Annotated in this window: 10 protein-coding genes; 2 read left to right on the forward strand and 8 right to left on the reverse strand. The window is 64.0% G+C overall.

Annotated features, from left to right (window positions below; genetic code table 11):
• Positions 1 to 28: 28 nt before the first annotated feature.
• Positions 29 to 1369, forward strand: a complete 1341-nt coding sequence (locus EN807_RS01790; protein WP_135933654.1) for a glucoamylase family protein — start codon at positions 29 to 31, stop codon at positions 1367 to 1369.
• 136 nt (positions 1370 to 1505) lie between these two features.
• Here the strand turns inward: EN807_RS01790 and EN807_RS01795 are convergent, their stop codons facing one another.
• Entirely contained in the window at positions 1506 to 2942 is a 1437-nt protein-coding gene (locus EN807_RS01795; RefSeq protein WP_189522439.1) for an aldehyde dehydrogenase family protein, read from the reverse strand.
• Between the two features lie 175 nt (positions 2943 to 3117).
• Here EN807_RS01795 and EN807_RS01800 point away from each other — a divergent pair, with 175 nt between their 5' ends.
• Complete coding sequence (locus EN807_RS01800) at positions 3118 to 4149, forward strand: hydroxyacid dehydrogenase (protein WP_135933656.1); 1032 nt, start codon at positions 3118 to 3120, stop codon at positions 4147 to 4149.
• A 28-nt stretch (positions 4150 to 4177) separates the two neighbouring features.
• Here EN807_RS01800 and EN807_RS01805 read toward each other — a convergent pair whose 3' ends face one another.
• The 7 genes from EN807_RS01805 to EN807_RS01835 form a co-directional block, all read right to left on the reverse strand.
• Complete coding sequence (locus EN807_RS01805) at positions 4178 to 4663, reverse strand: hypothetical protein (protein WP_135933657.1); 486 nt, start codon at positions 4661 to 4663, stop codon at positions 4178 to 4180.
• Positions 4664 to 4766: 103 nt separating this feature from the next.
• Complete coding sequence (locus tag EN807_RS01810; protein WP_135933658.1) at positions 4767 to 7571, reverse strand: nitrate reductase; 2805 nt, start codon at positions 7569 to 7571, stop codon at positions 4767 to 4769.
• A gap of 2 nt (positions 7572 to 7573) precedes the next feature.
• Positions 7574 to 7903, reverse strand: a complete 330-nt coding sequence (gene nirD, locus EN807_RS01815) for a nitrite reductase small subunit NirD (RefSeq protein ID WP_135933659.1) — start codon at positions 7901 to 7903, stop codon at positions 7574 to 7576.
• Between the two features lie 5 nt (positions 7904 to 7908).
• On the reverse strand, positions 7909 to 10359 hold the full coding sequence (nirB, locus tag EN807_RS01820; protein WP_135933660.1) for a nitrite reductase large subunit NirB: 2451 nt from the start codon (positions 10357 to 10359) through the stop codon (positions 7909 to 7911).
• 4 nt (positions 10360 to 10363) lie between these two features.
• On the reverse strand, positions 10364 to 11161 hold the full coding sequence (locus tag EN807_RS01825; protein WP_135933661.1) for an ABC transporter ATP-binding protein: 798 nt from the start codon (positions 11159 to 11161) through the stop codon (positions 10364 to 10366).
• A gap of 10 nt (positions 11162 to 11171) precedes the next feature.
• Positions 11172 to 12068 (reverse strand): nitrate ABC transporter permease, encoded by an 897-nt coding sequence (ntrB, locus tag EN807_RS01830; RefSeq protein WP_135933662.1) that lies wholly within the window; start codon positions 12066 to 12068, stop codon positions 11172 to 11174.
• A gap of 65 nt (positions 12069 to 12133) precedes the next feature.
• Positions 12134 to 13450: a CmpA/NrtA family ABC transporter substrate-binding protein gene (locus EN807_RS01835; protein WP_135933663.1), complete on the reverse strand. Its 1317-nt coding sequence runs from the start codon at positions 13448 to 13450 to the stop codon at positions 12134 to 12136.
• Positions 13451 to 13613: the final 163 nt, after the last annotated feature.

Genomic DNA, 13613 nt, shown 5'->3' on the forward strand with positions numbered 1-13613 from the left:
AAGGCCGCCAGACTGGAGTTCCCGTCGCTTGCTTAGGGTCGAACCTCGGCTGTCCGACGAAGACCTGCTCGACCGCTTCCAGTGCGCGGCCTTCGGCTATTTTCTGGAAACCGTGAATCCGGAGAACGGGCTGGTTGCCGACACCTCGCGGCCAAATTGGCCGGCAAGCATCGCGGTCGTCGGCTTCGCCCTGTCCTGCTATCCGGTCGGGGTCGAGCGTGGCTGGATGACTCGAGATGCAGCCGTAAAGCTGACGCTCGCCACACTGCGCTTCTTCTGGAACAGCCGGCAAGGCAATGGTGACGACGTCACCGGCCACAAGGGTTTCTATTATCATTTCCTCGACATCCGGACCGGCCTGCGCACCTGGCGATGCGAATTGTCGATGGTTGACACTGCGCTTTTGATGGCTGGCGTGCTCGTGGCTGGCGCCTATTTCACGGGCGACAATGACGAAGAAACCGAAATCCGCGAACTGGCGGAAGTCCTCTATCGGCGTGTCGACTGGCGATGGGCGCAAGGCAGCAATTCGACCTTGCGACAGGGCTGGAAGCCGAAGAGCGGCTTTCTGCGTTATGGCTGGGAAGGCTACAACGAAGCGACCATGCTCTACGTTCTGGCAATGGCCTCCCCGGACAAGCCAGCCTCGGACGACAGTTATGCCGGCTGGACGGCGACATATCGATGGGAAAACATCTACGGCTACGACGTGCTCTACGGCGGTCCGCTGTTCATGCACCAGTTCTCGCATGCCTGGATCGACTTCGACGGCATCCGGGATGCGTTCATGCGGGAGAAGAACTCGGACTATTTCGAAAACAGCCGCCGCGCGACCTACCTTCATCGGGATTATGCGCGGCACAACCCCTCGGGGTACGACGGCTACGGCGAAGGACTCTGGGGCCTTTCGGCGGGTGACGGACCCGGCAACTTCCGCGCGAAGATCGAGCGCCGACCGCGCAAATTTTCCGGCTACGCGGCGCGCGGCGCACCGTTCGGCCCCGACGACGGAACGATAGCGCCGTGGTCGTATCTCGCATCGCTGCCCTTCGCGCCGGAAATCTGCCTGCCGGCGCTGCGCCACCTCAGAGAACGCCACCCTGAGGTGGTCGACAGTTTCAGGGTGCCGAGCGGTTTCAACCCGACGCTGGCGAACCGGCGGAAGTTCGGGCCGAGCGGCTGGATATCGGATGCGCATTACGGACTGGACCAGGGTATCGTCGTGCTGATGATCGAAAACCACCGCTCGCGCCTGATCTGGGACCTGATGCGGTCGAGCCTGCATATCCGTCGCGGCCTGTGCAAGGCCGGGTTCAGCGGCGGCTGGCTATCGCAGCCGGCGAGCCCTCCCAAGGACCGTGCGGAATGACGGCTATCGCCAGCTGTCCCTGTCGTGTCGGGCGCGAAGACGTTCGCCCTTCCCAGCAACTCGCGCTTGCTGGGAAGGAAATCATTGGCCTGCTCGCATGTTCGATTTCATTTGGACGGGCAAGTCACCGATATGATTAGCCGCCGAACGTGTAGGCAGTCTTCACCGTAGTGTAGAACTCCGCCGCGTAGCGGCCCTGCTCGCGCGGGCCGTAGCTCGATCCCTTGCGGCCGCCGAAAGGCACATGGAAATCGACGCCCGCCGTCGGCAGATTGACCATCACCATGCCGGTCTCCGAGTTGCGCTTGAAATGCGTGGCGTGCTTGAGGCTCGACGTGCAGATGCCCGACGTCAGCCCGAACGGCGTGTCGTTGGCCACCGCCAGCGCCTCGTCATAGTTCTTGACGCGGATGACGTTGGCCACGGGCCCGAAGATCTCCTCGCGCGAGATGCGCATGGCGTTGGTGGCTTGCGTAAACAGCGCCGGTTGCAGGTAGAAGCCGCGGGTTTCGCGATCGAGCCGCTCGCCACCGAAGGCCAGATCGGCGCCTTCCTGGCGGCCGATGGCGATATAGTCTTCATCCTGTTTCAACTGGCTCTGGTCGACCACCGGTCCGATCTGGGTTTTGGCATCGAGAGCGTCGCCGACGGCCAGCTTGCCCAGGCGATCTTTCATCGCGTCGACGAAGCGGTCATGGATGCCGTCCGTCACCACCAGGCGGGACGATGCCGTGCAGCGCTGGCCGGTCGAGAAGTATGCGCCATTGATTGCGCAGTCGACGGCGACCGCAAGATCTGCATCGTCGAGCACGACAAGCGGGTTCTTGCCGCCCATTTCGAGCTGGAACTTGCGCATGTGCTCTACGCTGGCGGCAGCTACGCGCTTGCCGGTGCCGACCGAGCCGGTGAAGGTGATGGCATTGAGGTCCGGGCTGTCGAGCATGGCCTGACCGACCACCGAACCCTTGCCCATGACGAGATTGAGCACGCCCTTCGGCAGGCCGGCGCGGTGCAGGATGTCGACAATGGTCCAGGCGCTCTCCGGAACCAACTCGGCCGGTTTGAAGACGATGGTGTTGCCGTAGGCCAGGGCAGGAGCGATTTTCCACGCCGGAATGGCGATCGGGAAATTCCACGGCGTGATAATGCCGACGACGCCGACCGCCTCCCGCGTGATTTCGACACCGACGCCGGGCCGCACGCTTGGAACCAGCTCGCCGGACAGGCGCAGCGTCTCACCAGCAAAGAAATCGAAGATCTGGGCGGCCCGCACGGTCTCGCCAATGCCCTCGACCAGCGTCTTGCCTTCTTCGCGCGCCAACGCCCGGCCGATTTCATCTTTACGCGCGGTGATCTCGTCCGACGCCTTCCTCAGCACCGCATGGCGTGCCAGCAGGCCCGATCGGGACCAATCCGGAAATGCCGCTTTCGCCGCCGCGATGGCCTGCCGCGCCTGCTCGGCGTCCCCCGACGCATATTCGCCGACCACGTCGTCGAGATTGGACGGGTTGATGTTGCGGGAGCCGGCATCGCCCACCCACTCGCCACCGATGAGGTTCTTTCGAAACGGGATCATGTCGCTGTCTTCCTTGTCGTCCTTCGATTGCCGTCTATCTGGACCACCGGCCGCCACACCGCAAGGCCGCCGGTGGCAAAGTTCTCTTGCTCGACAGGCATGTGCTAGGTGTCGAGGCGATAAAAGCTGATTCTAGTGTTGTGCGACGCGGATCGCACCGGGAGGAGCCGCCATGTCCGACAGCGTGTTGCCGCTGGTGATCAGCGCGCCCGAGCCGCGCACGCTCGACCTGATTTTCACGCCCGAGGCACTGGCGAGATTCCGCGCCAAGTATCGTATCGTCGAATCGTCGCCAGAAGGCGTCGCGGCCCTGCCGGCCGACGTGCTCGCCGAGGCGCGCTACATCGTCGGCCAGCCGCCGATCGCGCCGGAGACGCTCGACAAGATGCGAACACTGCGCTGCGTCTTCAATGTCGAGAGCAACCTCATCAACAACATGCCGTATGAGACGCTTTTTTCGCGCGGCATCCATGTTGTTACCACCGGCCTGGTCTTTGCCGAGCCGGTGGCCGAGCTCGGCCTCGCCATGGCGCTCAACCTCGCCCGGGACATCGTCGACGCTGACCTCGCGTTTCGTGAGGGCAAGGAGCTGTGGGGCGGCGACGGCAACCGGAAGGCGCGGCTTCTGTCCGGTGCTGATGTCGGCATCATCGGCTTTGGCGATCTCGGCCGTGCGCTCAACCGGCTGCTGTTAGGCTTTCGCACGCGGACCAGGGTATTCGATCCGTGGCTGCCACCGTCGATCCTCATCGAGAACGGCGTCGAGCCGGCTACGCTCGACACGGTTCTGTCGACCAGCGATTTCGTCTTCGTCGTCGCTTCAGTGACCAGCGAAAACCAAGGGTTTCTCGGCGCTGACGCCTTTGCCAGAATGCGCACTGGAGCCGCGTTCATCCTGCTCAGCCGTGCCGGTGTGGTCGATTTTCCGGCGTTGATGGGGGCCGTTCGCAGCGGTCATATCGTCGCCGCCAGTGACGTGTTTCCGGAAGAGCCGCTGGCGCAGGATCATCCCGTGCGCACGCTGCCCGGCTTCCTGCGCTCGGCCCACCGGGCCGGCGCGCTCGACATCGCCTTCAGGCGCATGGGCGACATGGTGCTGGAGGACATGGACCTGATCGACCGCGGCCTGCCGCCGATGCGTTCGAAGCGGGCCGAACGCGAGACCGTTTCGCGGATGCGTTCGAAGCCAGTCGACAAGAACTGAGCCGCAAGCCAGCGCCTGCATCGGTTTCTCAGATGGCGAACGACCAGAACAGAGAGGCCAGTGTCGCAGCGGCGAAGATGACGAAGAACAGGCTTCTCAGCAGGATATTGCGGCGCAACTCGTTCATGAAAAGATGGCATCCGACGACTGCTGCGACAAACAGGAAGCGCCAGTTCAGCAGCGCCGGCAAGATGTTGCCCCGATCGAAAGCCCACCTGGCAGCGAGACAGCCAATGATGGCCGCGAACAACACGATGACTGTCCAGAAGATCGCATCCGCAGCGTTCGTCAGGACGAAGCTGGCGGCTCTGATCGGCAGGATCATCATGAGCAGCGCGCTGAAGAAGTAGACTGATGCAAGCGGGATAAACGTTCCGGCATCGGCGACGTCGTCCAGGCGTTTTGCGCCGATCGCACCATAGGGATAGCCATGCCTGGCCACTGCCAGGCTGAGCGCCATCAGCAAAGCCGTCAATATGGCGACCAATGCGAATGAAGTGAGGGCTTTGCTCATAAGGGTCCTGTTCGGAACGAATCGAATAAGGACGTTGGTAGCCCATGGTTTGTAAATTGCTGGTAAGCGTCGAGGCCCGGCGCGACAGAGTTTCTCGACGCCCTCACTCCGCCGCTTGAAGGCGTCGCGCCTCAATGATGGTCCTGATCTCGGCGCGGCAGGAGCCGCAGTTGGTGCCGGCATGCAGGGTGGCGCCGATCGCCTCGACGCTGGTGCAGCCGCCGCGTACCGCCTCCGCGATCTGATTGGCGCCGACCCCGAAACAGGAGCAGACGACGGCGCCACGATCGACGGTATTGCCGCCCGGCCGCCCGGCTACGATCGCCAGCCGCCCGCGCCGATCGGCATGGTCCGCACTCAACTGCTCCACCGCCCAGCTGCGCGACACCGCGACCGGCTTGGGCGCAAGATAGAGCGCGCCAGCCAGCCGGCTGCCGGCGAAGCGGGCAAAGCGATGGTGCCCGCCGGCGACATCATGATAGGCGAGCGTCTCGCCTTGCGCGCCCGCGCCAAAAAGCGAAGCTGCGAAAACCGGCCAATCCCGGCCAGCTTCCAGTGCAAGCTCAAGGCGCCAGCCGGCGGCGCAACGGGCGAGGCTCCAATAGTCGGCGTCGATCGAGCCCGGCCGTTCGGCAAGCACGGCGAAGCCGAAGGCGGCGGCAGCAAAGCGTTCCACGCGGGCGGCAATATTCTTCGAGGCCGGCTGGCCTGAAATCGCATCGGTGATGGGTGCCACCAGCGCATCGACGCGAGCACGCGCTGAGAACTGGTCCGTCCAGTGCATCGGCACGAAGACTGATCCCGGGCGCTGCCGCGCTGTCACCAGCGCGCGAACCAGCACCTCGCCGTGCACAGTCGAGACGCGCACGATGCTGGCATCGCCGATGGCGAAGTGCTGCGCATCCAGCGGATGGATTTCGGCGAAGGGCTCGGCCATGTGCTGCGACAGCCGCTGGCTCTTGGCGGTCCGCGTCATGGTGTGCCAATGGTCGCGAACCCGCCCGGTATTGAGGATCAGCGGATAGTCCGGGCTGGTGCGGATGTGTGCAGTCGGGTGGATGGCGATGAAACGCGCCTTGCGGTCGGGCGTGTAGTAGCCGCCATTGGCGAAGAAGCGGATACCCTCCCCCTTGAGGGGAGGGTCGGCGAGCGAGCTTTGCGCAGCAAGGCGAGAGAGCCGGGGTGGGGTCGGAGAGGCTCCACCGACCCCACCCCGTCCCGCTTGTTTCGCTTCGCTCAACGCGCGCGCCGACCCTCCCCTCGAGGGGGAGGGTGAGGCCGGTGCTGGCCATTGGAATGGCGCCAACTCCTCATAGGTCTCCGCGTCAACACCGGCGTACGCGCCTATATCAAAATCGCGCGCGCCGTCATTCTCGAATGCCGACACCGCGGCGTGCTCGGCGAAGATATCGGCCGCCGACGCATGCGAAAACGCTTCACCAAAACCCATCAGCTTGGCCACTTCGGCGATGATCCACCAGTCGGCTCTTGCCTCGCCGGGCGTGGCCAAAAAAGCCCGCTGGCGAGAGATGCGGCGCTCCGAATTGGTTACGCTGCCGTCCTTCTCGCCCCATGCGGCGGCGGGCAGCCGGACATGGGCGTGGCGGACCGTGTCGGTCATGGCCAGCACGTCCGACACCACGACAAAAGGGCAGGCCTTGATCGCCGCCTCGACGGCATCGGCATCCGGCATAGAATCGACCGGGTTGGTCGCCATGATCCACAGCGCCCGGATACGCCCGTCGGCCACCGCCTGGAACATCTCGACCGCCTTTAGGCCGGGTTTTTTGGCGATGGCCGGCGCGCTCCAGAAGCGCTGCACGCGGCCGCGGTGTTCGGGGTTTTCGATCTCCATATGGGCCGCCAGCATGTTGGCCAAGCCGCCGACTTCACGGCCGCCCATGGCGTTGGGCTGGCCGGTCACCGAAAACGGCCCGGTGCCGGGCTTGCCGATGCGGCCGGTGGCGAGATGGCAGTTGATGATGGTGTTGACCTTGTCGGTGCCCGAGCACGACTGGTTCACGCCCTGGCTATAGACGGTCACCGTTTTCGCCGTCGCGGTAAACAGGCTGTAGAAGCGGACAAGCTCGTCCTCGCCGAGGCCCGTGGCAGCGGCGATGCCGGAAAGGTCGAGCGCCGAGGCGGCGGCAATCGCGCCTTCGAAGCCCGTGGTATGTGCAGCGATATAGGCGCGGTCCAGAGCGTCATTTTTGCCAAGATAGGCGAGCAGGCCGGTGAACAGCGCGACGTCGCCATCGGCCGCGATCGCCAGATGCATGTCGGCGATATCGGCGGTCATCGTGCGGCGCGGATCGATCAGCACCACCTTCATCTCGGGCCGTTTTTCCCGGGCCGCGGCAATGCGCTGGTAGAGCACCGGGTGGCACCAGCCGAGATTGGAGCCGACCAGCACGATCAGATCGGCAAGCTCCAGATCCTCATAGCTGCCCGGCACCGTGTCGGAGCCGAAGGCGCGGCGATGGCCGGCAACCGACGAAGCCATGCACAGGCGCGAATTGGTGTCGATATTGGCCGAGCCGATGAAGCCTTTCATCAGCTTGTTGGCGACATAATAGTCCTCGGTCAGCAACTGGCCGGAAACGTAGAAGGCGACCGCGTCGGGGCCGTGCTCGGCAATGGTTTGCGAGAAAGTCGAGGCGACGAGGTCGAGCGCCTCGTCCCAGCCGGTGCGGCGACCGTGGATCTCCGGATAGAGCAGCCGGCCATCGAGATCGATCGTCTCCGCCAGCGCCGAGCCCTTGGAACAGAGCCGGCCGAAATTTGCCGGATGGTCTGGGTCGCCGCGAACGGTTATTTCGCCATCCGCGGCGACCTTCGCCAGCACGCCGCAACCCACCCCGCAATAGGGGCAGGTGGTCCTCACCTCGCGCGCTTCGTCGATCTTCATGCTCAGGCCGCGCGGCTGGCCAGCGCTTCCAGCGCAATGAACAGACGCTCGCCCTCGATCCGCACCGGAACGGTGCGCACCGCACCTTCATCGGCGCCGAGCGCATTGCCGGTCTCCAGCGAGATCACCCAATTGTGCAGGGGACAGGTCACCGCCGCGCCGTGGACGATGCCCTGCGAGAGCGGCCCGCCCTTGTGCGGACAATGGTCCTCGATGGCGAAGACCTGGTCCTCCGCGGTGCGGAAGACGGCGATCTTGCCTTGCGGCGTGGCGACGCAGCGCGCGCCGCGGCGCGGAATGTCCGATATCGAGCCGATTGATACCCAGTTCATCACGGTCACTCCGCCGCCTGCGCGAAACCGACCGAAGCCATCGGCCGAAATTCGTGCTTGTCCTTGCCGGAGACGCGTTCCGACCACGGGTCGACCTGCGCGAATTTCTGCGAAAAGACGAAGCGGTCGAAATAGGCCCTGCGCTTCTCGCCATCGTCCATGATCTGGCGCTTGATCTCGGCGATGCCGATGCGCTTGGCCCATTTGTAGATGCGCTCGAGATAGCGGCCCTGTTCGCGATACATTTGCGTCAGCGCCACGATATGCTCGAGCGCTTCGTCCTCGGTCTTGACCAGGCCGAGCACCTCTGTGCCCTTGATGTCGAGGCCGGCAGCACCGGCGAAATGGATCTCGTAACCAGAATCGACGCAGATCACGCCGACATCCTTGCAGGTTGCTTCCGCACAGTTCCTGGGACAGCCCGAGACCGCCATCTTGACCTTGGCGGGCGTCCACGAACCCCACATGAATTTCTCGATGCGGACGCCGAACCCCGTCGAATCCTGGGTGCCGAAGCGGCACCAGTCCGAACCAACGCAGGTCTTCACCGTGCGCAGTCCCTTGGCATAGGCGTGGCCGGAGACGAAGCCGGCCTGGCCGAGATCGGCCCACACCGCCGGCAGGTCTTCCTTGCGGATGCCGAGCATGTCAATGCGCTGTCCGCCGGTAACCTTGACCATCGGGATCTCGAACTTGTCGACGACGTCGGCGATGGCGCGCAGTTCGGTGGCATTGGTGACGCCACCCCACATGCGCGGCACCACAGAATAGGTGCCGTCCTTCTGGATGTTGGCGTGAGCGCGCTCGTTGATGAAGCGCGACTGGTAGTCGTCGGCATACTCGTCCGGCCAGTCGCAGACGAGATAGTAATTGAGCGCCGGCCGGCATTTGGCGCAGCCGCAGGAGGTGGTCCATTCCAGTTCCTGCATGACGGCGGGAATGTTCTTCAGGCTCTTGGCCTTGATCAGCCGGCGGACCTCGTCATGGCCGAGCGTGGTGCAGCCGCACATCGGTTGCACCGCCGCCGGATTGTATTTGTCGCCGATGGTCAGCACCATCAGCTTTTCGACCAGCCCGGTGCAGGAGCCGCAGGACGCGGACGCCTTGGTGTGGGCACGCACGTCGTCTAGCGACGTCAGGCCCTTGGCCGTGATCGCACCGGTGATTTTTCCTTTGCAAACGCCGTTGCAGCCGCAGATTTCCGCATCATCCGGCAAGGCTGCAACGGCCGCCATAGGGTCCAGGGAGGCACCTCCCTGGTAGGACTGGCCGAAGATAAGCGTGTCGCGCATTTGCGATATGTCGGTCTGCTTCTTCTTGAGGTCGTTAAACCACGCGCCGTCCGCCGTCTCGCCGTAGAGAACGGTGCCGATGATGCGGTCATCCCTAAGCACCAGCCGCTTGTAGATTCCGGCGGCGGCATCGCGCAGCACAATCTCCTGGCGGTCCTCGCCCTCGGCGAAGTCGCCGAGCGAGAAAAGCTCGATACCGGTGACCTTGAGCTTGGTCGGCGTGTCCATATGGACGAAAGCCGCCGCCTCGTTGCCGGCAAGCTGGCTGGCCGCGACGCGCGCCATCTCGTAGAGGGGTGCTACCAGCCCATAGACCTGGCCGCTGACCTCGGCGCATTCGCCGAGTGCGTAGATGTTGGGATCGTTGCTGCGCATGCCGGCGTCGACGACGATACCGCGATTGACGGCAATGCCGGCTTCTTTCGCCAGCGCTGCATTCGGCCTGATGCCCACCGCCATGACGACCAGCGTCGCCGGGATGATGGTGCCGTCGGCAAGCTCCACCTGCTCGACCTTGCCCTTGCCTGTGATCGCCTGAGTGTTGGCCTTGGTGACGACCTTGATACCGCGTTGCTCGACGGCGCGCTGCAGCAGATAGCCGGCCGCCGGGTCGAGCTGGCGCTCCATCAGCGTCGGCATCACATGCAGCACGGTGACGTCCATGCCTTGCGAGTTCAAGCCCGCTGCCGCCTCCAGCCCGAGCAGGCCGCCGCCGATGACCACGGCCTTGGCCCCTGACTGGGCGGCGAGCAGCATGGCCTGAACGTCGTCGAGATCGCGATAGGTGAGCACGCCCGGTAAGTCATGGCCGGGCACCGGAATGATGAACGGCACCGAACCGGTGGCGATGACGAGCTTGTCATAGGGCTCGGTGACGCCGTGGTCGGAAGTGACGGTCTTCGCCGTCCGGTCGATGGCGACGATCTTGTGGCCCTTGTAGAGGGTGATGCCGTTGGCGATGTACCAGCCGTCGCCATGGATGATGATTTCCTCAAAGGCCTTCTCGCCGGACAGCACCGGCGACAGCATGATGCGGTCGTAATTGACCCGCGGCTCGGCGTTGAAGATGGTGACCTGGTAGCGACCGGGTGCCTGTTCGAACAGATGCTCCAGCATCCGCCCGGGCGCCATGCCGTTGCCGATGATGACGAGTTTTTCGGTCATTGAGCTACTCCGCGGCTTCAACGAAGCGGTGGCGTTCGTAGAGGAACTTCAGCACCGCCTCGCGGCAGCGCAGGAACGTCCGGTCGGAGGAAAGCTCGACGCGGCGGCGCGGCCGGGCCAGCGGCACGGGAAGCACCTCGCCGATGGTTGCCGCCGGGCCGTTGGTCATCATGACAATGCGGTCGGACAACAGCACCGCCTCGTCGACATCGTGCGTGATCATGATCGTCGTCGAGCCAAGCCTCGAATGGATATCCATCACCGCGTCCTGCAGATGGGCGCGCGTCAGCGCGTCGAGCGCACCGAAGGGTTCGTCGAGCAGCAGGATCTTCGGCTCCATGGCCAACGCGCGGGCGATGCCGACGCGCTGCTTCATGCCGCCCGATATTTCGGCGGGCCGCTTGTCCCTGGCATGCGCCATCTGCACGAGGTCGAGATTGCGCATGATCCAGTCGTGCCGTTCGGCCCGGCTCCTGGTGCGGCCGAAGACCTTAGATACTGCCAGGTTGATGTTTTCGTAGACGGTGAGCCATGGCAGCAGGCTGTGGTTCTGGAACACCACGGCGCGTTCAGGACCGGGGCTGTCGACCTCCTTGTCTTCGAGCAGGACCGCCCCGGCGGACACATTCGTCAGCCCGGCGATCAGGTTGAGCAAGGTCGACTTGCCGCAGCCGGAATGGCCGATGATCGAGACGAATTCGCCCTTGTCGATGGTCAGCCGGATGTCATTCAGCACCTCGCTGACCTGGCCGCCGCGGGTGAAGGATTTGTCGATATGGTCGAGTTTCAGATAGGCCGTCATTGCCCTCTCCTCACTTTGCCGTTGTGCCGCGGGTGACGAAGGCGCCGACCGCCGCGACAAGGCGATCGAGGCAAAAGCCGGTGATGCCGATATAGGCGAGCGCAACGATGATGTCGGGCAGCCGCGACGAGTTCCAGGCATCCCAGATGAAGAAGCCGATTCCGACGCCGCCTGTCAGCATTTCGGCGGCGACGATGGCAAGCCAGGACAGACCGATGCCGATGCGCAGGCCGGTGAAGATGTAAGGCGCCGCGGCCGGCACCATGATCTTCACGAAGAACTCGAGCTGGTTGAGCCTGAGGATGCGGGAGACGTTGCGATAATCCTCTGGAATGTTGCGGACGCCGACGGCGGTGTTGATGATCACAGGCCAGATCGAGGTGATGAAGATGACGAAGATCGCCGATGGGCTGGAATCGCGGAAGGCGGCCAGCGACAGCGGCAGCCAGGCGAGCGGCGGCACGGTGCGCAGGATCTGGAACACAGGGTCGAGGCCGCGCATCGCCCAGATCGACTGGCCGACCAGCGCGCCGAGCGCAACGCCGACGATTGCAGCCAGGCCGAAGCCGATGGCGACGCGCTGGAGCGAGATCAGCACCCGCCAGGCGAGTCCGATATCCTGCGGACCATAATCGAAGAAGGGATGGGCGATCAGATCGTAGGCCTCGTTCCATACCTGGCTGGGTGGCGGCAAGCTGGCGTTGGGCGACGAGCAGGCGATCTGCCAGATGACGAGCATGACGACGATGACGACTGCCGGCGGCACCAGCGTGCTTGCCAGCTTGCCGGCGATCGCGGCGGGATAGAAGCGGCGCCTCACCTTGGCGGTGAAAGCTATGACCTCTGCGGGCTTGGCAGGCGTGGGGAACGCCTTCACCTTGGCGTCCTCGATGGCTTGGATAGACATTTTCGCAAAAAGCTCCTTGAGCATTGGAGTGACAGCGGCGCCACTGGCGCCGCTTGCCAGCGACGTCAGGCCGATGCCTTGATCTTCAGGCTGTCGAGATAGGCGGACGGATTGGCCGGATCGAAGATCTTGCCGTCGAAGAAGGTCTCGACGCCGCGCGATGAAGACGCCGGGATGTCGGCCGCAGCGACGCCGAGGTCCTTGGCCGCCTCGCGCCACAGATCTTCGCGGTTGACTTGATCGACCAGCGCCCTGATGTCGGTGGTCGCCGCGAATTTGCCCCAGCGGATGTTTTCGGCGAGGAACCAGCTGTCGTGGCTCTTGAATGGATAGGACACGCCGCCCTTCCAGAACTTCATGTAGAGGTCGGTGCCGGTGGCGACGCGGTCATTGCCGTAGTTGATGTCGCCCTTGAGGCGACCGATGATGTCGGCGGTCGGCACGTTCATCCATTGCCGCTTGCCGATGATGGCCGCCATCTCGTCCTTGTTTTCCATGGCTTCGCACCATTGCTGGGCTTCCATGACGGCCATCAGGATCGCCTTGGTGGCGTTCGGGTTCTTGTCAATGAAGGCGGCGCGCAGGCCGAGCGCCTTTTCCGGATGGCCTTTCCAGAGTTCGCCTGTCGTGGTGGCGGTGAAGCCGACACCCTGATGGACGAGTTGCTCGTTCCACGGCTCGCCGACGCAGAACACGTCCATATTGCCAACCTTCATGTTGGCGACCATTTGCGGCGGCGGCACGACGATGGTCGAGACATCCTTGTCGGGATCGATGCCGCCGGCAGCCAGCCAGTAGCGCAACCAGAGATCATGAGTGCCGCCCGGGAAGGTCATGGCGGCCTTCACCTCTTTGCCCTCGGCCTTCTTGGCCGCGAAGGCGTCCTTCAGCTTGGAGGCATCGAGGCCGACGCCGGTGCCGGCATATTCCTGCGCGACGGAAATCGCCTGGCAGTCGTAGTTGAGCCGCGCCACGATCGCCATCGGCATCGGCTGGTTGTTCTGCGTCACCTTGCCGGTATGCATCAGGTAAGGCATGGGCGTCAGGATATGGGCGCCGTCGATGCCGTTGGCTTCGCCGCCGAGCATCAGGTTGTCGCGTGTCGCGCCCCAGGAGGCCTGCTTGAGCACCTCGACATCGGGCATGCCGAATTTTTCGAACAGGCCCTTCTCCTTGGCGATCATCAGCGGCGCTGCATCGGTCAGCGCGATGAAGCCTAGCTTGGCGCCGGTGACTTCCGGCGCTGCCGTCGCCGCATAGGCGCCGGACGGCAGCAGCGCGCGTGCCGCCGCCAGCGTTGCCGCGGTGGCCGCGCTCATCATCAGGAAATCGCGGCGCGTTACACCCTTGAGGGCGGATTGGGTTTTGATGCGTTTCGTCATCGTCATCTCCGGTTGGGCGCGGCTTGGGATCTGCGCCGTCGATTGCGTGTTCGACCAAAACAAAAAAAGCCGCCGGCCAGGCCGCTGCGTCCGTTGATCCGGATCGCGTGTGACCTGAGCGGCAGCTTTGCCTGTGGCGCCCGCCATTGGACGCCGTATTCCG

The organism is Mesorhizobium sp. M5C.F.Ca.ET.164.01.1.1 (assembly GCF_004792125.1).
Taxonomy (GTDB): domain Bacteria; phylum Pseudomonadota; class Alphaproteobacteria; order Rhizobiales; family Rhizobiaceae; genus Mesorhizobium; species Mesorhizobium wenxiniae.

What these genes read in the sequence shown, in the direction of transcription:
- nirD (WP_135933659.1), bottom strand. Translation starts at nt 7,903, where the DNA reads ATGAACTGGGTATCAATCGGCTCGATATCGGACATTCCGCGCCGCGGC.
- nirB (WP_135933660.1), bottom strand. Translation starts at nt 10,359, where the DNA reads ATGACCGAAAAACTCGTCATCATCGGCAACGGCATGGCGCCCGGGCGG.
- ntrB (WP_135933662.1), bottom strand. Translation starts at nt 12,068, where the DNA reads ATGTCTATCCAAGCCATCGAGGACGCCAAGGTGAAGGCGTTCCCCACG.
- EN807_RS01810 (WP_135933658.1), bottom strand. Translation starts at nt 7,571, where the DNA reads ATGAAGATCGACGAAGCGCGCGAGGTGAGGACCACCTGCCCCTATTGC.
- EN807_RS01805 (WP_135933657.1), bottom strand. Translation starts at nt 4,663, where the DNA reads ATGAGCAAAGCCCTCACTTCATTCGCATTGGTCGCCATATTGACGGCT.
- EN807_RS01835 (WP_135933663.1), bottom strand. Translation starts at nt 13,450, where the DNA reads ATGACGAAACGCATCAAAACCCAATCCGCCCTCAAGGGTGTAACGCGC.
- EN807_RS01800 (WP_135933656.1), top strand. Translation starts at nt 3,118, where the DNA reads ATGTCCGACAGCGTGTTGCCGCTGGTGATCAGCGCGCCCGAGCCGCGC.
- EN807_RS01825 (WP_135933661.1), bottom strand. Translation starts at nt 11,161, where the DNA reads ATGACGGCCTATCTGAAACTCGACCATATCGACAAATCCTTCACCCGC.